Source organism: Streptomyces sp. NPDC088725 (genome assembly GCF_044751305.1).
Lineage (GTDB): Bacteria > Actinomycetota > Actinomycetes > Streptomycetales > Streptomycetaceae > Streptomyces.
On the sequence record NZ_JBIVLO010000008.1, the window covers coordinates 191961 to 212264 of the forward strand.

Genomic DNA, 20304 nt, shown 5'->3' on the forward strand with positions numbered 1-20304 from the left:
GATGCGCATGGGCGGTCGACCTTCTCTCAGCTCGGTGACGGAGGGGCGGGCGGCTCGGGTCAGTCGACGACATAGCCGTCGGACGGCCGCACCGCCCGTGAACGCCGCAGGTCGGTCAGGACGAAGCCTCGCCGCAGCCAGCGGTCCTGGCCGTCGTAGCGCGGCCGGAACGCTGTGCGGCCGTGCACGGTGACCCGGTTGTCGACGATGGCGAGGTCACCGGGGGCGAGGTAGGCGGTCTGCGCAGTCAGGTCGAAGATCTCATGGAGCTCGGCGAGCGCCTCCCTGGCCCGCTCGGTGAGCGGCTCGGTGGCCGCGAAGTCGACCCGTACGTCCGGGTCTTCGGCCGATCCGGTCAGCACGGCGTGCGACGCGGTGCCGCCCGCCGCAGCCCCGAAGGACGGCGGGGCCGCCGTGATGAACTCCTGGCTGGACAGGGCCGCCCGTCCGTCCGGGGACAGCAGCGGGAGCGCCTGCCGCACACAGGCGGTGCGCAGCCCGGCGTTCCCTTCATGGTCCGCCCGCAGGCAGAGCAGCATGACGAAGTCGGGCAGGTGCGGGTGGAAGGCGTTCTCGGTGTGGAAGGTGAGCAGTACGGAGCCCGCGTTGCCCTGGAAGTCCACATCCTGGAACAGGGCGCCGCCCTTCTCCGGGCGGAAGGCCGCCGGGTCGCCGAGCCCGGCGGCGATCATCACCAGGACAGCCGCTGAGACGTCGGCCGAGTGCTGGGCCGAGCCGTCGGCGGCCGGAGTGGCGGGCAGCGCCGCCTCGCCACCGGCAGTCCGCGCAGCAGCAGCGAACCGGTGGGCCCGGAGTCCCGCCGGAAGGCCGCCAGCGGTCTGCGCAGCTCGGACGGGAGGTCCGCCCAGCTGTCGCGGGCAGCGGCCACCCACTCGGGGCTGTCGACCCGGCCCCCGGCGACCGGCATGAACCGCCGCGCCGCCTTCTCGATGTCGCGGGCGCGGTCCGCGCCGACGGTGACCGCCGGGGTGGTCGCGCTGATGTCCAGAATCAGAGTCATGCGTACATTCGCTTTCTGATCAGGTGGCTTGAACTGCGGAAGCCGGTTCGGTGATGGACGCCACCAAGGGTGCGGCGAGCCGGCGGTAGGCGGCCACCGGCAGCGCGACCGAGAGGTCGAGCCGGGCGACGTTGAAGTAGATCTCGTCCTCGTCGAGCAGGTCAGGGTCGGCGATGACAGCCAGGTCGGCGTCGAAGGAGAACGGCACGATCGCCCCGCTGACGCAGCCGGTGAGCCGTTCGGCGGTGGCCCGGTCGGCGAAACCAGCCCGGACCCCGCCCGCCACCGCGGCCACGGCCCCAGGTCGGCCCTTCTGTCGCCGGGGATCACGGCCAGGATGTATCGGGACTTCTTGCGCCCCAGTGCGACCCGCACCACGAGCCCGGCCGACCGTCAGCTTGTCGGCGGCGAGCACGGCGGACGCGGCGGTCCGTGCGGCGCTGATGATGGAGCTCTCCAGACAGGCCAGCGGATAGCCGGTGTCCGGGTCGTTGAGGATGAGGACGGCCGAGGCCCTGGGCAGGCCGGCGGCGACGTTCTCCGGGAAGCTGGAGATCCACTTGATCCCGTCGGCCCGGATGACGCCGCCCACCGAGGCGGGCAGCGCGATGATCCGGGAGGTGGGCCGGTCGGGGAAGCGCAGGAAGTACGACGGCGGGTTGACCGTGTCGCCCTGGCCGTGGATGCGGTAGGCGGACTCGATGATGCCGACGGCCTCGCGGTGCCGTCTGTCCAGGACGCGGCTTACGTCGGCGCCGGGGATCACCGCGAACGAGGGGGTCTGTGACATGGGTGGGTCTCCGTGACTGGTGGGCAGTGCGAGTACGGCCGGGCCCGCGCGGGGTGCGAACGGGCCCTGGTTCACGGCAGGACGTGGCCGGCGGGCCGCACCGGGCGCCCCAGGATCAACAGCGGAAACAGGCGGTGCGGGCAGTCCTTTCGGGGCCGTACTCGCTGCCGCGGTCCGTATGGAAAATGACACCGCACACGTCCCCCCGCGGGTCGTCGCGGCCATGTGCAGGGCGGCGACGACCAGTTCGGCATCGTGACGGGCACCCATCGCATAGCCGAGCAGGCACCGGGAGAACAGATCGATGACCGTGGCCAGGTACAGCTTGCCCTCGCCGGTCTCGATCTCCGTCATGTCCCCGCACCAGACCAGGTCGGGTGCCTCGGCGGTGAAGTCGCGGCGCACGAAGTCCGGGGCGGCCGGCCGTTTGCCCGGCCGGGTCAGCCCCCGCCGTCTGCGCACCTTCCGCGCGACCAGGCCCAGCTCGGCCATGATCCTCGCGATGGTGTTCACCGAGACCCGCCAGCCCTGCCTCACCAGCCTGATCCAGATCTTCGGCGAGCCGTAGGTGCCGCCGGACGTGTCGAACTCTCCCTTCACGTGCTGTCTGCGCAGCTCACGCCTGGTGGGCTGACGGGTGCGGTGTTTGTAGAACCACGACTCGCTCACGCCCAAGGCGCGACACGAGACGCGGTGCGAAATGCCGTGCTCGGTCCTGAAGTCGCTGATCACCCCGACGACGGACGCCGGGTCCGCCACGGCTACTTCACCCACAGGAGCATGCAGCGTTTGAGGACATCACGCTCCATGACCAGTTCCTTGTTGTCCCGCTTGAGCTGGGCGTTCTCCCGCCGCAACCGCTCCAGCTCGTCACTCCCGCCGGCCGGTGCGGTGTACCTGCCCGACGGGCACGGGAGACCCAGCTCGCCAGAGTCGTCTCGTTGATCCCCAGGTCCTCGGCGACCTCTGCGATCGTCTTGCCGGTCTCCGTGACGATCCGCACAGCCCCTCACGGAACTCTAAGACCTTGTAGGGATGGAACAACAGCCGAGCGGCCATCTGCCGACTTCCAGCAACACCTTTGGCCACGGCTGCTGCACGGCCGTTGCACGTTTGGCCACGGAATGGCCACGGGTGGGCATCCGACCGCGCTTCTGGGCTGACGCACCGACGGAAGAAAGATCCCGGAAAGCACAAAACCCCAGGTCACGGCGAGTGAGTCCTGGGGTTTCGCTGAGCCGCCTTCGGGATTCGAACCCGAGACCTACGCATTACGAGTGCGTTGCTCTGGCCAACTGAGCTAAGGCGGCTTGCCGTCTGCACCATGGTGGGTCAGCAGCGACGCCAAGTCTACACAGTTTCGAGGGGTGCTCCGTACACGGCGGAGGATGGGGGATTTGCGCAGGTCAGGTGCACTTTTTGGCCTTCGGTGGCGGTGTGCCGTCCAGGAGGTACGTGTTGATCGCCGTGTCGACGCAGCCGCTGCCGCGGCCGTATGCCGTGTGGCCGTCGCCCTCGTAGGTGAGGAGCGTGCCGGAGGAGAGCTGGGCCGCCAGGGACCGGGCCCATTTGTACGGGGTGGCCGGGTCGCGGGTGGTGCCGACCACGACGATCGGGGGCGCGCCCTTCGCCTCGATGCGGTGGGGCGTGCCGGTGGCCTTCGTGGGCCAGTAGGTGCAGTTCAGGGACGCCCAGGCGAGGCCCCTGCCGAAGACCGGTGATGCCTTCTCGAAGGAGGGCAGGGCCTTGGTGACCTCGTCGGGGCCCGTGAAGGCCGGGGGGAGGTCGAGGCAGTTGACGGCGGAGTTGGCGTACATGAGGTTCGCGTACGTGCCGTCGCTCTCGCGCTCGTAGTACGAGTCGGCCAGGGTCAGCAGCGCGGCTCCGTCGCCGCCCATGGCGGCCGCGAGGGCCTGGCGGAGCTGGGGCCAGGCTGATTCGTCGTACATGGCGGCGATCACACCGATCGTGGCCAGCGACTCGCTCAGCTCCCTGCTCTCCCCTGTCGGGACCGGCTTGGCGTCCAGGGTCGTGAAGAACGCGTTCATGCGGGAGGAGACGTCCGCGACGGACTTCGAGCCGAGCGGGCAGTCGGTCTGCTTGACGCAGTCCGCGGCGAAGGAGCGGAAGGCCGTCTCGAAGCCCGCCGTCTGATCGCGGTTGAGTTCGCGGGCCGGGAGGGAGGGGTCCATCGCGCCGTCGAGGACGAGCCGCCCCGTGCGCTCGGGAAACAGGCCCGCGTACGTCGCGCCGAGGAACGTGCCGTACGAGGCGCCCACGTACGCGAGCTTCTTGTCGCCCAGCGTGCCGCGGAAGATGTCCATGTCACGGGCCGCGTCGACCGTGGAGACATGCGGGAGGATCTTGGCCGAGCGCTTCTCACAGCCCTGCGCGAACTCCTTGAAGGCGGTCGTCAGGGCTGTGGTCTCGGCCTGGTCGTCCGGGGTCTGGTCGACCTCCGTGTACGCGTCCATCTCCTTGCCGCTGAGGCATTCGACGGGCTCGCTGCGGGCGACACCGCGGGGGTCCATGGCGACCATGTCGTACCGGGCCCGGACCGGCGCGGGGTAGCCGATGCCCGCGTAGCCCTGCAGGTAGTCGATGGCCGAGCCGCCGGGGCCGCCGGGGTTGACGAGGAGCGAGCCCAGGCGCTTGCCCGGGCCGGTCGCCTTCTTGCGGGCGACGGCCAGATCGATCTTCGTCCCGCCCGGTTTCGCGTAGTCGAGCGGAGCCTTCACCGTGGCGCACTGGAAACCCGCGACTTCGCAGTCACGCCACTTCAGCTTCTGTTCGTAGAAGCTCTTCAGCGCCGCCGGATCCGCGGAGCCCGATCCCGGACCCGATCCTGATTCCGCGCCCGCCGACGACCCCGAGGCCATGCCGGAGCTGCAACCGGAGGTGAGCAGGCCGGCCGCCACGAACGCGGTGGCGGCGATACGGAACAGGCGCCTGGTGTCCATCCCGGGAGCCTAGCCGCAACAACCGGCACGAGTCCGTGTCAACCGCTCGTACGGGTGATTCCCGTTTCCCATACGAGTGAGAGTGCGCGTGAAAGCGCTTGACGCGCCGGCAGACGCATGGCTGAGCGGCCCCAAGTCCCAAGCGGCCCGGGCACGCGGGCAGCCGCGCGCGTCACGTCAGCCCGCGCGCAGCGCCACCGCCATCGACTCGACCGCGAGCAGCGGCGCCACATTGCGGTCGAGCGCCTGGCGGCAGGCGACGACCGCCTCTATCCGGCGCAGGGTGCGCTCGGGCGTGGAATCGCGGGCGACACGCTCCAGCGCGTCCCGCACGTCGGCGTTGGCGATCCCGACGCGCGAACCCATCTGGAGGACGAGTACATCGCGGTAGAAGCCGGTGAGGTCGGTGAGCGCGAGATCGAGGCTGTCGCGCTGCGTACGCGTGGAACGGCGCTTCTGACGGTCGGCCAGCTCCTTCATCGCGCCTGCCGTGCCGCGCGGCATGCGGCCGCCGGCCGAGGCACCGAGCGCCGCCTTCATGTCCTCGGTCTCCTTGACGTCGACATCCTCCGAGACCTGCTTGGCGTCCTCCGTCGCGGCATCGATCAGCTCCTGCGCCGCCTTGAGACAGCCGCCGATGTCCGCCACGCGCAGCGGCATCTTGAGCACCGTCGTACGACGGGCGCGGGCCCGCTCGTCGGTGGCGAGGCGGCGGGCGCGGCCGATGTGTCCCTGGGTGGCGCGGGCCGCCGCGTGCGCGGCTTCGGGGTCGATGCCGTCGCGTCGGATCAGGATGTCGGCGACGGCCTGCACGGGCGGGGTGCGCAGTACGAGATGGCGGCAGCGGGAACGGATCGTGGGCAGGACGTCCTCCAAGGAGGGCGCGCAGAGCAGCCAGACCGTACGGGGGGCCGGCTCCTCGACCCCCTTCAGCAGAACGTTGCCCGCGCCCTCGGTGAGGCGGTCGGCGTCCTCCAGTACGTTGACCTGCCAGCGTCCCCCGGCCGGGGAGAGCCCGGCGCGGCGGACCAGCTCGCGTGTCTCCTTGACCCCGATGGAGAGCAGGTCGGTGCGGATCACGTCGACATCCGCGTGCGTGCCGATCAGGCTCGTATGACAGCCGTCGCAGAACCCGCAGCCCGGTTCACCGCCGAGCGCGCGGTCGGGGCTGGTGCACTGGAGCGCCGCGGCGAAGGCACGGGCCGCGGTGGAACGGCCCGACCCCGGCGGTCCCGTGAACAGCCAGGCGTGCGTCATCCTCGATGCCTCGGGGGGCGTGTGGCCCAAGGACTCGGCGGTGACGCGCGCGTCGGCGTCGCGCGCGGCGTCGGAAAGCGTCTCGCGGACGCGGTCCTGCCCGACCAGGTCGTCCCATACGGTCATGCGCCGTCACCGCCTTCGTGCCATGTGTGGTCCGTCGCGATCCATTGTGGGGCCAGGGTCTGACAATCCGGATCCACCGGCGGCGGAACACCTCCGCACAGGCAGCGACGGCCCCCTCACACACGCATGCCACCAGCGGAAATACCGCCGGTGGCATGCGTTCTCCGAAGAACGTCCGGACAACCGGGCCTACGCCCGGTTGCCGCCGTCGCCCTCGTCGTGCGGTCCCAGCAGCTCGTCCGCCAGGGTCGGAAGGTCGTCGAGCGGCGTCTCCTCCGCCCAGTCCGAGCGACGGCGCGGCTGCTCCACGCGCGCCGTACGCTGCGTCTCGCCGTCCGAATCGACCTGCGGCATCTCCCGCGTACGGTCGTTCCCGCCCTCGGCGGGCGAGGCGGCGGCCGAGTCCTGCTTGCGGAAGTAGTCCGCCGGGAAACGGTTGGCAGGACGGGCGTCCCATACGCGCGAGAGCACCGCGGTCTCGTCCGGCGACTGGTCCGTGATCCTCGGGAACACCGCGGTCTCCGCCGGGTCGGACCCGCGGTCCTGGGGCCGCTGGTCCTCGGGGCGTACGACGGGGACCTCTTGCGTCACGTCGTCAGGGGTCACCCTCGGACGGCGTCCGGGCCCCTGCCCGTACCCCTGTTCCTGCCTGCGGTCGCGCGGCTCGTCGTCCGGCCGCTCGGGCCGCTGGCGCTCCGTGCGATCCTGCCGCTCCGTGCGATCCTGCCGCTCGGTCTCCGGCTCCTGGACGACCGGAGTGGGGACCGTCAGCTCGTTCGGAGAGACCGTCGGCTTCTCGGCGGCGGCAGCCGCAGCCGCCTCTTCCTCCTCGCGCCGTCGCGCTTCCTCGGCCCGCAGCAGCGCGGCCTCGGCCTTGCGCTCCTTCTCGCGGCGCCGCTCCTCGGCCTCCGCACGCTGCCTGGCCTCGTCCTCGGCCTGCTTCCTGAGGCGCGCCTGCTCCGCCTCGTGCGCACGGTCCTCGGCCTCACGGCGCTTGCGGTCCTCCTCGGCGCGCACGCGTGCTTCCTCGGCACGGGCCTCGGCCTCCTCCGCCTGCCGGTCGGCCTCGCGCTGCCGCGCCTCCTCCAGCTCGCGGCGCTTGCGTTCCTCCTCCTCGGCACGGAGCTTGGCCAGCTGCTCCTCGCGCTGACGCTCCAGGCGCTCCTCCTCCGCCTTGCGCGCGGCCTCTGCCTCGGCCCTGCGGCGCGCCTCCTCGATGGCGGCCCTGCGCGCTTCCTCCTGGGCCTTCACCTCGGCTTCGGAGAGCGGCAGCAGCTGGTCGAGGCGGTGCCGTACGACGGTGGTGACCGCCTCGGGGTCCTGTCCGGCGTCCACCACGAGGTAGCGGCCCGGGTCGGCCGCCGCGAGGGTGAGGAAGCCGGAACGCACTCGCTGGTGGAACTCCGCCGGCTCCGACTCCAGCCGGTCGGGTGCCTCCGTGAAGCGCTCGCGCGCCGTCTCCGGGGAGACGTCGAGCAGCACGGTCAGATTCGGCACGAGACCGTCCGTCGCCCAGCGCGAGATACGGGCGATCTCCGTCGGGGAGAGATCGCGGCCCGCTCCCTGGTACGCCACGGACGAGTCGATGTAGCGGTCGGAGATGACGATCGCGCCGCGCTCCAGGGCGGGCCGTACGACCGAGTCGACGTGCTCGGCGCGGTCGGCCGCGTACAGCAGGGCCTCCGCGCGGTTCGAGAGACCCGCGCTCGACACGTCCAGCAGGATCGTGCGCAGCCGCTTGCCGACCGGGGTGGCGCCGGGCTCGCGGGTGACGACAACCTCGTGGCCCTTGGCGCGGATCCACTCGGCCAGCGCCTCGACCTGCGTCGACTTGCCCGCTCCGTCGCCTCCCTCGACCGCGAGGAAGAAACCGGTGGCGGCGGGCGCCTGCGCCGGGTCCGCGCCGCCGAGCAGCGCGTCACGCAGATCGCGGCGCAGCGGAACGCCCGAGCGGTCGTCGGTCCTGGCGAGGACGACGGCCGCGACGGGCAGCAGCAGTGCGCCGACCAGCATGAGGGTGAACGCGGCACCGTCATGGGCGAAGACGAAGTCTCCGTTGGCGAGGCGGTGCGGGCCGATGGCGGCCGCGACCAGCGGTGCGACGACCACGCCGAGACCGATGAAGATCCGTACGACGGCGTGCAGGTGATCGGCGATCCGGCCCCTGCGGAACTCCTCGGACTCCAGATCGATGAGCGTGTGGCCGGTACTCACCGCGACCCCGGCGGACAGGCCCGCGAGCAGCGCCAGGAACAGCACCGTCGCCGTGTCCGGTACGAGCCCCATGGCGAGCAGCGCGATGCCGGTGATCGCGATCGCGAAGGCGATCAGCCGGCGCCGGGACAGGGCGGGCAGCACCTTCGCCGCGCCGCGGATACCCAGCACCGTACCGCCCGTGAGGGCGAGGACGAGCAGAGCGAACGCGACGGGGCCGCCGCCCAGATCCTTGGCGTGGAGTACGGAAACGGCCACGGCCGACGCGATGGCCGCGGCGACGGCGGCACAGGCGAGGACGAGCAGCGGGATGGCGCCCGTACGGCCCTTGTCCAGGCCGCCGCCACCGCCGGAGCCGCCCGCGGTCGGCCTGCGCAGGCCGTCGAGCAGGGAACGCGGCCTGGACGTGCGGCCGCCCGGCAGTTCGAGGAAGTACAGAGTCGACACGGAGGCGGCGAACAGCCCGGCCGCGACGTACGAACCGAGCGCCGCCTGGTGCAGCGAGAACCAGTCGATGCCCGTACCGAGCAGCTCGCCGATCAGTGTGGCGACCAGCAGGACCGCGGCCGCCGCCGGAACGGCGAGGAAGGTCGTACGCAGGGAGAGCCTGCGCAGCGCGTCGAGGTGGTCGGGCATCGGGCGTACGGACGCGCCCTCGGGCGGCGGGGGCGGCAGCAGCGCGGGGGCCGCGCTCTCCTTGGCGACCGTCCAGAACCGCTCGGCGACACCGGCGACGAAGACCGTGCTCAGCAGGATCGGGAGCGCGCGCTCCGGAGTCCAGTCGAGCCAGAGCGGCGCCACGATCAGGAGCGCGAGGCGCAGACCGTCCGCGACGATCATCGTCCAGCGGCGGTCCAGCGGGCCACCGTCCCTGGGAGGCTTCCGCGCCTTGGCCCGCTTGGCGTCGAGGGTGGGCCTGCCCACGCCCGTGGCCCCGGCCGATGTGGCGGAGGTGTCCGGGGACGTGTCCGGGGCGGTGGGCCTCTTCGTCCGGTCCGTACGGCTCCCGGGCGCCATCAGCGTCGAGAGCGGACCGAGAAGCACCGTTCCGAACAACGCCGTGGCAAGGATCCGGGCCCCGAACACCGCGGCGACGGCGAATGCCGCCCCCCGGTACCCCGTACCGAATGAGCCCTCACCGATCGCCGCCTGCAACGAAAACAGCAGAAGCACGAGTACGGCGAGTACATCGCCGACGCTGCCGACGAACTGGGCGCCCCACAACCGCCTGAGCGGAGGGAGGCGCAGCAGTGAGCGTACGGCGCGCTCTCGTGAGTCTGCGGCAAGTGCGTCGGAGTCGGAGGTGGGGCTCACGACCGTTGGCTGCTCGGCTCGCGTCATCTGCTCAGCCTATCCGGAGCCGATGACAGTTCGGAGACCACGTCCGAACTGAGGGCCGAACAGGGGGGTCACTCCTCCTGTTCGGCCCTCATTCAAACCACTCGTCCGGTGCGAGACCGTGACCGGCGCGGGCCGTCCGTACTCCGGCTCACGCCCTGCCCGCCCTGCCCGGACCGACCTGCTACTCGTCCGTCTTCGCCGAGGCGGTCGTCTTCTTCGCCACCGTCTTCTTTGCCGTGGTCTTCTTCGCGGCCGTAGTGGCGGCGGTCTTCTTCGCGACGGCCTTCTTCGCCGTCGTCGTCTTCTTCGCCGGGGCCTTCTTCGCGGTGCTCTTCTTGGCCGGTGCCTTCTTCGCCGTCTTCTTGGCGGGGCCCTTGGCGCGCTTCTCGGCGAGCAGTTCGTAGCCCCGCTCGGGCGTGATCTCCTCGACGCTGTCGCCGGTCCGCAGCGTGGCGTTCGTCTCGCCGTCCGTGACGTACGCGCCGAAGCGGCCGTCCTTCACCACGACCGGGCTGCCGCTCACCGGGTCCGTGCCCAGCTCCTTCAGCGGCGGCTTGGCCGCGGCGCGGCCCCGCTGCTTGGGCTGGGCGTAGATCGCGAGCGCCTCGTCCAGCGTGATGTCGAAGAGCTGGTTCTCGGTCTGGAGCGACCGCGAGTCCGTGCCCTTCTTCAGGTACGGGCCGTAGCGGCCGTTCTGCGCGGTGATCTCGACGCCTTCCGCGTCCTCGCCGACCACCCGGGGGAGCGACATCAGCTTGAGGGCGTCGTCGATGGTGACCGTGTCCAGGGACATGGACTTGAAGAGGGACGCCGTGCGCGGCTTGACCGCGTTCTTGCCGGTCTTCGGGGTGCCGTCGGGAAGGACCTCGGTGACGTACGGGCCGTACCGGCCGTCCTTCGCGATGATCGGGTGTCCGCTGACCGGGTCGGTGCCCAGCTCGAAGTCGCCGCTCGGCTTGGCCAGCAGCTCCTCCGCGTAACCGATCGTCAGCTCGTCGGGCGCCATGTCCTCCGGCACGTCCGCGCGCTGGTGGCCTTCCTCTTCCTTCTCGCCGCGTTCCACGTACGGGCCGTAGCGGCCGACGCGCAGCATGATCCCGTCGCCGATCGGGAACGACGAGATTTCACGCGCGTCGATCGCGCCGAGGTCCGTGACCAGCTCTTTCAGCCCGCCGAGGTGGTCGCCGTCGCCGTTGCCCGCGCCGGAGGCGGCTCCCGCGTCGTCGCCGCCCTCGCCGAAGTAGAAACGCTTCAGCCAGCCCACGGAATGGGCCTCGCCCCGCGCGATGCGGTCGAGGTCGTCCTCCATCCGCGCGGTGAAGTCGTAGTCGACGAGCCTGCCGAAGTGCTTCTCCAGCAGATTGACCACGGCGAAGGAGAGGAAGGACGGGACGAGCGCCGTGCCCTTCTTGAAGACGTAGCCGCGGTCGAGGATGGTGCCGATGATCGAGGCGTAGGTCGACGGGCGGCCGATCTCGCGCTCTTCCAGCTCCTTGACCAGCGAGGCTTCGGTGTAACGCGCCGGCGGCTTGGTGGAGTGGCCGTCGACCGACAGTTCCTCGGCGGACAGCGCGTCGCCCTCGGCGACCTGCGGCAGCCTGCGCTCACGGTCGTCCAGCTCGGCGTTCGGGTCGTCCGCGCCTTCGACGTACGCCTTCATGAAGCCGTGGAAGGTGATCGTCTTACCGGACGCGGAGAACTCCGCGTCACGTCCGTCGCTCGACCGTCCGCCGATCTTCACGGTGACGCTGTTACCGACCGCGTCCTTCATCTGGGAGGCGACGGTCCGCTTCCAGATCAGCTCGTAGAGCCTGAACTGATCCCCGCTCAAACCCGTCTCGGCAGGCGTACGGAAGCGATCGCCCGAGGGGCGGATCGCCTCGTGCGCCTCCTGCGCGTTCTTGACCTTCCCGGCGTACGTGCGCGGCTTGTCCGGCAGGTAGTTCGCCCCGTACAACTGCGTGACCTGCGCCCTTGCCGCCGAGATCGCCGTCTCGGAGAGGGTCGTGGAGTCCGTACGCATGTAGGTGATGAAGCCGTTCTCGTACAGCTTCTGCGCGACCTGCATCGTGGACTTGGCGCCGAAGCCCAGCTTGCGCGAGGCCTCCTGCTGGAGCGTCGTCGTACGGAAGGGCGCGTACGGCGAGCGGCGGTACGGCTTGGACTCGACGGAGCGGACGGCGAACGAGGTGTTCTCCAGCGCGGCGGCCAGCGCTCGCGCGTTCTGCTCGTCCAGATGCAGCACCTGGTCGGACTTGAGCCTGCCGTCGGAACCGAAGTCGCGGCCCTGGGCGACACGGCGGCCGTCGACCGCGTTCAGCCGGGCGATCAGCGAGGACGGGTCGGAGGCGTCACCGGACCGGCCGGTGGAGAAGGTGCCGGTCAGATCCCAGTACTCGGCGGTGTGGAACGCGATGCGCTCGCGCTCGCGCTCCACGACGAGACGGGTCGCCACGGACTGCACGCGTCCGGCGGACAGGCCACGCATGACCTTCTTCCACAGGACGGGCGAAACCTCGTAGCCGTAGAGACGGTCGAGGATTCGGCGGGTCTCCTGGGCGTCGACCATGCGCGTGTTGAGCTCGCGCGGGTTGGCGACGGCGGCGCGGATCGCGTCCTTGGTGATCTCGTGGAAGACCATCCGGTGGACGGGGACCTTGGGCTTGAGGACTTCCTGGAGATGCCACGCGATGGCTTCGCCCTCGCGGTCCTCATCTGTGGCGAGGTACAGCTCGTCGGATTCGGCCAGCAGCTCCTTGAGCTTCCTGACCTGGGCCTTCTTGTCGGAGTTGACGACGTAGATCGGCTCGAAGTCGTTCTCCACGTCCACACCGAGGCGGCGTACCTCACCCGTGTACTTCTCGGGCACCTCGGCGGCGCCGTTCGGGAGGTCGCGGATGTGCCCGACGCTCGCCTCGACGACGTAGCCGGGGCCGAGGTAGCCCTTGATCGTCTTCGCCTTGGCAGGCGACTCGACGATGACGAGTCGGCGGCCGCCGTGTGCGGCTTCGCTTGTCGGGGACAACTTCGCTCTTCTCTCCGGTCGACGCTCGGTGGGCCCGTACAGCAGTGCGCGAGTACGGCAGTGCGTCGTGGCGAGACATGGCGCGGCCTCGCCTGACGCTGCTCCGCTGCGGAGTGTGACGGTACAACCCGCCCCCGTGTCAAACGGCAAAAGCCCGCAACAGCCACTCGAACCGTAACCCGACTCCGGGCATTCGTGCCGCCCGGACCTCTTTGTCTGCCGCGTCGGGGCCTGGCCGACGGGGTTCCGCGGGGGCCTCGGGAAGATCTTCCCGAGGGGCCCGGCGGACGACGCGGTGCAGGTCCGGCGGCCTGACGGCGCGGCGCGGCGGCTCCCGGAAGGTCCGTCGGGAGATTCCGCTCAGGGCCGGGAACTCGGAGTCACATACGACCGAGGCACCAGACGCCGAGCGCGAGAAATACCACGCCCGAGAGTGTCGCGGTGGTGAGGGAGACCGCGGGCTTCACCCGGTGGGCCACCGGCGCCCGGTGCAGGACGCGCGTCCCCGTCCACAGCAGCAGGAAGGCGCCGAACAGCGCGAACGCCGTCCCCGCGAAGACCGCCGGCCCGCTCTCCATGCCCGTACCTCGCCCGTCCCGCGTCGTGTCCGACGTCGCGTCTCACGCGTCGTCCGTCCCGCGCCGTGTTCGCGCGTCGCGTTTCCGCGTCCTGCCGTCCCGACGTCTCGTGGCGTCGTGAGGCCCAGGGGGCAGAGACTGGCACGCCAGGACGTCAGGGTCGCGAATTCCGCGTGAACGCTCACGCTCGCGTGAGCCTGCCTGCCCGCGAAGATCGCCACGGGCAGGCACCCGCCGGGATCACAGCGGAGCAGCGGCGGGTTCCAGGAAACCCTCCTCCACCAGCAGCCGGATCGCCTGCGGGGTGCGGTCACGCAACAGCACCGGATCCTCCCCCATGAGCTGCGCGATCGCGTCCAGGATCCGCCCCGCGCTCAGCGTCCCGTCGCAGACGCCCGCGAATCCCGCGCCGACGGCGTCGACCTTGGTGGCCCGCCGCATGCCGCGGTTCTGACGCAGCACCACATGCTCCGGGTCCTCGGCCCCCGGCAGACCGACCTGCTCCTGCATGACTTCGGGCGCCAGTACGAAATGGTCGGCGAGCAGCGCCGCGTCGTCGTGCGTCCGCAGGTAGTCCTGGCGCTCGAAATGTGCTCGTACGGTCTCGCCGAGCGGTTGTTCGACAGGGTGCGGCCACTCCTCCACGACGATCGACTGCTGCGCCGCGCCCGACTTCCTGAGCGTGATCCAGCCAAACCCGACCGCTCTGGTCTTGCGCGCCTCGAACTCGTCGAGCCACGCCTCGTACAGGGCCGCGTACTGCTCGGGCCCTTCAGGACCGTCCTGCCGCTCCGGGTCCGTACGGTGGTCGCCGCTGTCGCGAAGCCACAACTCGGCGTACTGCGTCACGTCCTGGACCTCGCGCTGCACGATCCACGCGTCGCAATCGCGCGGCACCCACGAACGCAGCCGCTCCTGCCACTCCTCCCCGTCCACGTGCTGCCAGTTGGCGAGGAAGTGCGCGAACCCGCCCTCGTTCAGGCGCTCCCCCGCCTGCTGAACGAGCGTCCGGCACAGATCGTCCCCGCCCATCCCGCCGTCCCGGTAGGTGAGCCGCGCACCCGGCGAGATGACGAACGGCGGGTTCGAGACGATCAGGTCGTACGTCTCTTCGGCGACCGGCTCGTAGAGCGAGCCCTCACGCAGCTCGGCGGCGGGCGCGCCGGAGAGGGCCAGGGTCAGCCGGGTGAAGCCGAGGGCGCGCGGGTTCAGGTCCGTGGCGGTGACGCGCGTGGCGTGCTGGGCGGCGTGCAGCGCCTGGATCCCGGAGCCGGTACCGAGGTCGAGCGCGCTCGCGACCGGCGTACGTACCGTGAGCCCCGCCAGGGTGGTGGAGGCGCCTCCGACGCCGAGCACCACCCCCGCGTCATGCCCCCTCGCACCCGCGGCTCCGCCGACGGCGCAGCCCAGGTCCGAGACGATGAACCAGTCCTGCCCCTCCGGCCCGCTGTAAGGCCGTACGTCAACGGCCGCGCGGATCCCGGCCGTGTCCTCGGCCGTCTCCGACGGGGTGCCCAACGGCGTGTGCGCCTCCCCCGGGCCGTTCCGCACGGCCTCGGCGTCCCGTACGACCCAGCCGTCGGCCAGCGCCTCGTCCAGGGGCAGCGCGGCTCGCGCCCGCTCCTCCGGGACAGTCCGCTGAAGCAGGAACAGCCGTACGAGCGTCTCAAGCGGGGAATCGCCGCGGGTGGCGCGCAGGGCCGGCACGGTCTCGCTCCGGGCCAGCGCGGTGTACGCGGGGGCGCCGAGCAGCTCGAGCAGGCCGTCGGCGGTGAAATCGGCCGCGAGCAGCGCGTCGCGGAGTCGGGGCGAGTGGTCGGGCGCGGGGAGGTCGGTCGTACTCACCCCACCATTGTGGCTGCTTCCACTGACAACGGCCCGGACAACGGCCGACGGCCCGGCGCCCCGTTCGGGGAACAGGCCGCCAATCGCCGTACCGGGCCGCTCTCCCGGGGTGTGCCGCGGACGACTCGGCGGTTACGTCACCGGGGACGCAGACGCCGCGCCGGCCGAGGGGGAGGGGAGCTGGCAGCCGGGCTGCTGCGCCATCGCCTTGCCGACCTCGCCGGACTGAAGCGCCTTCAGGGCCTTGTCACCGCTCTTGCTGAGCGTGGCCAGCTCGTTGGCCACATCTGAGAGGCCGTCGGCGAACTTCGACTGGTTCTTGGTGTCGAGCGCGTCGACCTTCTTCACGAGGCGGCCGTACGCCACTGACGTGTCGTCGAGTTCCCTGACGGCGGCCTGCTGGGTCTTCGCCCCTCCGTCGACGGGCGGGGGGCCCGCGCTGTCCACAGCGGATCCCAGCGCCTTGTAGGCGTCGGACATGGACTGGAAGGCCGCCGAGTCGATCTTCTGGACGTCGGTCGGCGTGTCGTGGTCCGAGGTCGCGTTCTGGATGGAGGCGCCGGCGTCCGTGATCTTCTTGCGCTGCGGCTGGACCTTGTCGCAGACCTGCTTGGCCCAGTCGTTCACCTTGCTGTCGCTGTCATCGCTGCAGCCAGACAGCGCGATGACCATTACCGCGCCGCCTGACAGCGCGGCTGCGAGCTTCTTGTTCACCGGTTTGGTCCCTTCCAAGGCTCTCGGCCCCGGAACTTACACGCCATCTGGGCTACAACCGCACGCCGGACATCCGGTACGTGGGCGATTGCGGCCATTTGCACCAGGAGAGAGACACCTCACCCCATTGCGGCCTTGCGAAGGCGGGAAACAGGCGGAAAGCGACCGGGGCGAAGACGAAGAGGGGCCCTGTCCGCCAGGGCCCCTCTTCGCGATGTTCAAGAATTCACAGCTGGGCGCGCGTGAGCACGACGGCGATCAAGGAATCGCCACCGTCTGTGTCGTCGGCCAGGTCATCCGGATCACGCCGCCGTCGCCGTCCGAGGTGACTTTGACGTCGTCGACGAGCCCGCTGATGACTGCGAGGCCCATCTCGTCCTCACCGTCTCCCTCGGCGTCGGGAACGGCGCCCAGGGGCTCCCCGTCGCCCGACCCCGCGGCCGAGCCGTCTCCGCTCGGCACCTCGTCCCCGACCTCGATGGAGAAGGTCTTCTCCTCCTCGGTCAGCACGACTCTCACCGGGGCGGTGATGCCATGGCTCCTGTGCAGCCCGACCGCACGGCTGCACGCCTCACCGACCGCCAGTCTGACCTCGTCCAACACAGCTTCATCGACCCCTGCCCTGCGTGCCACGGCGGCCGCCACCAGACGGGCCGTCCTGACATGCTCCGGCTGGGCGCTGAAGCGGAGCTCAACGGTGGCCATGCGATTCCCCTCGAACGTACGAGCGCGGAAACTCAAGGGGCGCGGGCAGCCGGGCATGACGCCCGGTGCCTCCGCCCATTCCTCCGGAAACCTGCGACCGACGTCAGTCGGTGGCCGCTACGGCCTCGTCGACCGTGGTGTGGATCGGGAACACCTTGGTCAGACCGGTGATCCGGAAGATCTTGAGAATGCGCTCCTGGTTGCAGACGAGGCGAAGCGAGCCCTCGTGGGCGCGCACCCGCTTCAGGCCGCCCACCAGCACGCCGAGGCCGGTCGAGTCCAGGAAGTCCACGCCTTCCATGTCGACGACCAGGTGATAGCTGCCGTCGTTCACCAACTCGACCAACTGCTCGCGCAGCTTGGGCGCGGTATACACATCAATCTCGCCACCGACCTCGACGACCGTACGGTCGCCACCAGGGCCGGACACATTGCGAGTCGACAGGGACAGGTCCACGGATCCTCCAGCACCTTGCTATCGAGCGGTCGCCCCTCGGGGTCTCCCCGACGGAGCCAGGGGACGTATCGCCAGCCGCCATGGCATTCAATCACTTACAAGCAGTCATGCACGACGCCTTGGGGCCATTGTCCGTCATGCCAGTGACACACTCGATGCCGATGGCCAAGAATCACCGCCCCAGCGAACCCCCCGAGAGCGGGGACAATCGCCCCTCCCCCGGTACGGTCCTCGACCGGCTCGCCGCAGGGGCGGGCCGTGCTGCGCGCATCACCCATACGGAGCACCTGCCCCCGAGGGCGGGGCGTCATGCAGTCTGGCCCCATCGCATCCGCCCCGAAGTGATCAACGCCATTCAACAGGCCGGGATCGACCATCCGTGGGCCCACCAGGCCGCCGCCGCCGAGCACGCCCTGGACGGCGAGTCCGTCGTCATCGCGACCGGCACCGCGTCCGGCAAGTCCCTCGCCTACCTCGCCCCCGTCCTGTCGTCGCTCCTCGACGGCTCCGAGGCCCCCAACGGACGGGGCACGACCGCCCTCTACCTCGCCCCCACCAAGGCGCTCGCGGCCGACCAGCGGCGCTCCGTCAAGTCGCTCGCCGCCCCGCTCGGCAACAAGGTGCGTCCCGCCGTCTACGACGGCGACACACCTGTCGAGGAGCGCGAGTGGGTCCGCCAGTACGCGAACTACGTGCTGACCAATCCGGACATGCTGCACCGCGGAATTCTCCCGTCCCACCCCCGCTGGTCCTCCTTCCTGCGCGCCCTGCGCTATGTCGTCATCGACGAGTGCCACACCTACCGGGGTGTCTTCGGCTCGCACGTGGCCCAGGTGCTGCGCCGTCTGCGCCGGATATGCGCCCGCTACGGCGCGAACCCGGTCTTCCTCCTGGCCTCCGCGACCTCCGCCCAGCCGGCCCTGGCCGCGGGACGGCTCACCGGCCTGCCCGTCCGCGAGATCGCCGACGACGCCTCACCCCGCGGCGAACTGGTCTTCGCCCTATGGGAGCCCCCGCTCACCGACCTCCACGGCGAGAACAACGCTCCTGTACGCCGTACGGCCACGTCCGAGACCGCCGACCTGCTGACCGACCTGACCGTCCAGGGCGTCCGCACGGTGGCGTTCGTACGGTCCCGGCGCGGCGCCGAACTCATTTCCGTGATCGCCAAGGAACGTCTGGCCGAGGTGGACCGCTCCCTGCCGGACCGGGTGGCCGCCTACCGGGGCGGTTACCTCCCCGAGGAGCGCCGCGCCCTGGAACGGGCACTGCACTCCGGCGAACTGCTCGGCCTCGCCGCCACCAACGCCCTCGAACTGGGCATCGACGTCTCCGGCCTGGACGCCGTCCTCATCGCCGGCTATCCCGGTACCCGCGCCTCCCTATGGCAGCAGGCCGGCCGTGCGGGACGCTCGGGTCACGGCGCGCTGGCCGTCCTGATCGCCCGCGACGACCCGCTGGACACCTTCCTCGTCCACCACCCCGAGGCGCTGTTCCGGCAGCCTGTCGAATCCACCGTGCTCGACCAGGACAACCCGTACGTCCTCGCCCCCCATCTGTGCGCTGCCGCCGCCGAGCTTCCGCTCACCGAGGCAGACCTGACACTCTTCGGCCCGGCCGCGCCCGCGCTGCTCCCGCAGCTGGAGACGGCGGGGCTGCTGCGGCGGCGCGCGGCCGGCTGGTACTGGACACGCCGTGAGCGGGCCGCCGATCTCGCCGACATCCGGGGCGAGGGCGGACGTCCCGTACAGATCGTCGAGGCGGCGACGGGACGGCTGCTCGGCACGGTCGACGAGCAGGCCTCCCACACCGCCGTCCACGACGGAGCCGTACACCTCCACCAGGGCCGGACCTATCTGGTCAAGCAACTGGATCTGGCGGACTCCGTCGCTCTGGTCGAGGAGGCAAGTCCGCCGTACTCCACCACCGCCCGCGACACCACCGCCATCTCCGTGCTCGAAACCGACACCGAGATCCCCTGGGGCGAAGGACGCCTCTGTTACGGCTCGGTCGAGGTCACCAACCAGGTCGTCTCCTATCTGCGACGCCGGCTCATCACGGGCGAGGTGCTCGGCGAGAGCAAGCTCGATCTGCCGCCGCGGACGCTGCGCACCCGCGCCGTGTGGTGGACGGTCACCGAGGACCAGCTGGACGCGGCCCGGGTGAACCCGGAGCAGCTGGGCGGCGCGCTGCACGCCGCCGAGCACGCCTCCATCGGCATGCTCCCGCTCTTCGCGACCTGCGACCGCTGGGACATCGGCGGCGTGTCCGTACCGCTCCATCCGGACACCCTGCTGCCGACGGTCTTCGTGTACGACGGTCACCCCGGCGGCGCCGGATTCGCCGAGCGCGCCTTCCGGACGGCCCGCGAATGGCTGACCGCCACCCGTGAGGCCATCGCCTCCTGCGAATGCGACGCCGGCTGTCCCTCGTGCATCCAGTCCCCCAAATGCGGCAACGGCAACGATCCGCTGCACAAGCGAGGCGCCGTACGGCTGCTGAGCGAACTGCTCAGGGGCGCGCCGCTGGAAGCGGTGGCGGTATCGGAGGAGGCACCGGAGAGGCCGGAGGATCCGGAAGCGACTCCGGCGGCGGGAGTGGCGGCCCCGCCCGGGCCCTGATCGCCGGCGTGTAGGGACCGAAGCGCGCCCGGGCCGTGACATCCGCGATGTCGCCGCGCAGCGCGCAGCGCGCCACCTCCGCCCCTTGCGCCTCGGCCACTGCGACCGCTCTGCCGCAGGCGTCCGCCTCCCCCAGAAGCGTGTGGTCGGCCGCCGCGAGGGCCGCCAGGTCGGCTGCCGCCGCCGCTCTGTGGCGGGCGGCCATCGCCTGTCCGAGGGCGAGCACCGCTGCGAAGACGACGCACATCGTGGTCGCCGCCAAGGCAGCCCACACGGTCGCCGAGCCCCGGTCCCTGGTCACGGCGCCACTCCCTCGGCAGAGGCATCCTCTGCCGAGGCCACCGCCTCGGCAGACAGCGTCAGGGCGAGTACACCGGGTCCGGGTGCCGGGGCCGCCACCCGGACCCGCCACAGGCCGTTCGCGTGCCCCAGCACGACCTTCGCCCCTTCGGGGGCGGCGGAACGTGCCGCTTCCAGAACCACGGTCCTCGGCTCCGACCGCGCGGCGGCCCGCGCCCCCGCTCTCGCCGCGTCCTGGCACTGAAGCTGTGCCCCGGCCGCCGTCAGGGCCCAGAGCAGGGCCATCGCGAACACCAGCAGCGCCGGTACGGCCACCGCCGCCTCCGCTGTCACGGCGCCGCGGTCTCCTG

At 71.0% G+C, this 20304-nt stretch carries 13 protein-coding genes, 1 tRNA gene and 4 pseudogenes; 1 reads left to right on the plus strand and 17 read right to left on the minus strand.

Annotated elements, in window-relative coordinates; genetic code table 11:
- Window positions 1–59: 59 nt before the first annotated feature.
- The 15 genes and pseudogenes from ACIP6N_RS21525 to ACIP6N_RS21595 all read right to left on the minus strand — a co-directional run bounded on the left by ACIP6N_RS21525 (window position 60) and on the right by ACIP6N_RS21595 (window position 17033).
- Window positions 60–1021, minus strand: a pseudogene (locus tag ACIP6N_RS21525) (TauD/TfdA family dioxygenase).
- A 19-nt stretch (window positions 1022–1040) separates the two neighbouring features.
- A complete protein-coding gene (locus tag ACIP6N_RS21530; RefSeq protein ID WP_401817888.1) occupies window positions 1041–1316 on the minus strand; it encodes a YbaK/EbsC family protein in 276 nt (91 codons plus the stop codon).
- Between the two features lie 78 nt (window positions 1317–1394).
- Window positions 1395–1811 (minus strand): annotated as a pseudogene (locus ACIP6N_RS21535) (2,3-diaminopropionate biosynthesis protein SbnB); the annotation flags it as partial.
- Between the two features lie 213 nt (window positions 1812–2024).
- Window positions 2025–2585, minus strand: a pseudogene (locus ACIP6N_RS21540) (IS3 family transposase); the annotation flags it as partial.
- Between the two features lie 163 nt (window positions 2586–2748).
- A pseudogene (locus tag ACIP6N_RS21545) lies at window positions 2749–2814 on the minus strand (hypothetical protein); the annotation flags it as partial.
- 233 nt (window positions 2815–3047) lie between these two features.
- Window positions 3048–3121: transfer RNA gene (locus tag ACIP6N_RS21550), tRNA-Thr, on the minus strand.
- A 96-nt stretch (window positions 3122–3217) separates the two neighbouring features.
- Window positions 3218–4771 (minus strand): alpha/beta hydrolase, encoded by a 1554-nt coding sequence (locus ACIP6N_RS21555; RefSeq protein WP_401817644.1) that lies wholly within the window; start codon window positions 4769–4771, stop codon window positions 3218–3220.
- A 177-nt stretch (window positions 4772–4948) separates the two neighbouring features.
- Window positions 4949–6154 carry a DNA polymerase III subunit delta' gene (locus tag ACIP6N_RS21560; RefSeq protein WP_401817645.1) on the minus strand — a complete coding sequence of 402 codons (1206 nt, stop codon included), beginning with the start codon at window positions 6152–6154 and terminating at the stop codon, window positions 4949–4951.
- Window positions 6155–6343: 189 nt separating this feature from the next.
- The gene (tmk, locus tag ACIP6N_RS21565; protein ID WP_401817647.1) at window positions 6344–9709 is read right to left on the minus strand and encodes a dTMP kinase; all 3366 of its coding nucleotides are present in this window, start codon (window positions 9707–9709) and stop codon (window positions 6344–6346) included.
- A gap of 181 nt (window positions 9710–9890) precedes the next feature.
- Complete coding sequence (gene topA / locus ACIP6N_RS21570; protein ID WP_401817649.1) at window positions 9891–12734, minus strand: type I DNA topoisomerase; 2844 nt, start codon at window positions 12732–12734, stop codon at window positions 9891–9893.
- Between the two features lie 380 nt (window positions 12735–13114).
- Window positions 13115–13312: a hypothetical protein gene (locus ACIP6N_RS21575; RefSeq protein WP_401817650.1), complete on the minus strand. Its 198-nt coding sequence runs from the start codon at window positions 13310–13312 to the stop codon at window positions 13115–13117.
- A gap of 240 nt (window positions 13313–13552) precedes the next feature.
- The gene (locus tag ACIP6N_RS21580; RefSeq protein ID WP_401817652.1) at window positions 13553–15157 is read right to left on the minus strand and encodes a methyltransferase; all 1605 of its coding nucleotides are present in this window, start codon (window positions 15155–15157) and stop codon (window positions 13553–13555) included.
- 132 nt (window positions 15158–15289) lie between these two features.
- On the minus strand, window positions 15290–15871 hold the full coding sequence (locus ACIP6N_RS21585; RefSeq protein WP_401817653.1) for a small secreted protein: 582 nt from the start codon (window positions 15869–15871) through the stop codon (window positions 15290–15292).
- A 258-nt stretch (window positions 15872–16129) separates the two neighbouring features.
- Window positions 16130–16576: an ATP-binding protein gene (locus tag ACIP6N_RS21590; protein ID WP_401817654.1), complete on the minus strand. Its 447-nt coding sequence runs from the start codon at window positions 16574–16576 to the stop codon at window positions 16130–16132.
- A 103-nt stretch (window positions 16577–16679) separates the two neighbouring features.
- Complete coding sequence (locus ACIP6N_RS21595) at window positions 16680–17033, minus strand: STAS domain-containing protein (protein ID WP_003967428.1); 354 nt, start codon at window positions 17031–17033, stop codon at window positions 16680–16682.
- An 80-nt stretch (window positions 17034–17113) separates the two neighbouring features.
- Between ACIP6N_RS21595 and ACIP6N_RS21600 the strand changes: the two genes are divergently transcribed.
- A complete protein-coding gene (locus ACIP6N_RS21600) occupies window positions 17114–19654 on the plus strand; it encodes a DEAD/DEAH box helicase (protein ID WP_401817655.1) in 2541 nt (846 codons plus the stop codon).
- Here ACIP6N_RS21600 and ACIP6N_RS21605 read toward each other — a convergent pair.
- Both ACIP6N_RS21605 and ACIP6N_RS21610 read right to left on the minus strand, forming a co-directional pair.
- Window positions 19545–20066, minus strand: coding sequence for an Rv3654c family TadE-like protein (locus ACIP6N_RS21605; protein ID WP_401817656.1), 522 nt, complete (start codon window positions 20064–20066; stop codon window positions 19545–19547). The two genes, ACIP6N_RS21600 and ACIP6N_RS21605, sit on opposite strands and share 110 nt — an antisense overlap.
- Window positions 19952–20287 (minus strand): TadE family type IV pilus minor pilin, encoded by a 336-nt coding sequence (locus tag ACIP6N_RS21610; RefSeq protein ID WP_401817657.1) that lies wholly within the window; start codon window positions 20285–20287, stop codon window positions 19952–19954. The genes ACIP6N_RS21605 and ACIP6N_RS21610 overlap by 115 nt, the downstream gene beginning before the upstream one ends.
- Between the last annotated feature and the right edge of the window lie 17 nt (window positions 20288–20304).

What these genes read in the sequence shown, in the direction of transcription:
- ACIP6N_RS21555 (WP_401817644.1), bottom strand. Translation starts at nt 4,771, where the DNA reads ATGGACACCAGGCGCCTGTTCCGTATCGCCGCCACCGCGTTCGTGGCG.
- ACIP6N_RS21560 (WP_401817645.1), bottom strand. Translation starts at nt 6,154, where the DNA reads ATGACCGTATGGGACGACCTGGTCGGGCAGGACCGCGTCCGCGAGACG.
- tmk (WP_401817647.1), bottom strand. Translation starts at nt 9,709, where the DNA reads ATGACGCGAGCCGAGCAGCCAACGGTCGTGAGCCCCACCTCCGACTCC.
- ACIP6N_RS21575 (WP_401817650.1), bottom strand. Translation starts at nt 13,312, where the DNA reads ATGGAGAGCGGGCCGGCGGTCTTCGCGGGGACGGCGTTCGCGCTGTTC.
- ACIP6N_RS21590 (WP_401817654.1), bottom strand. Translation starts at nt 16,576, where the DNA reads ATGGCCACCGTTGAGCTCCGCTTCAGCGCCCAGCCGGAGCATGTCAGG.
- ACIP6N_RS21600 (WP_401817655.1), top strand. Translation starts at nt 17,114, where the DNA reads ATGGCATTCAATCACTTACAAGCAGTCATGCACGACGCCTTGGGGCCA.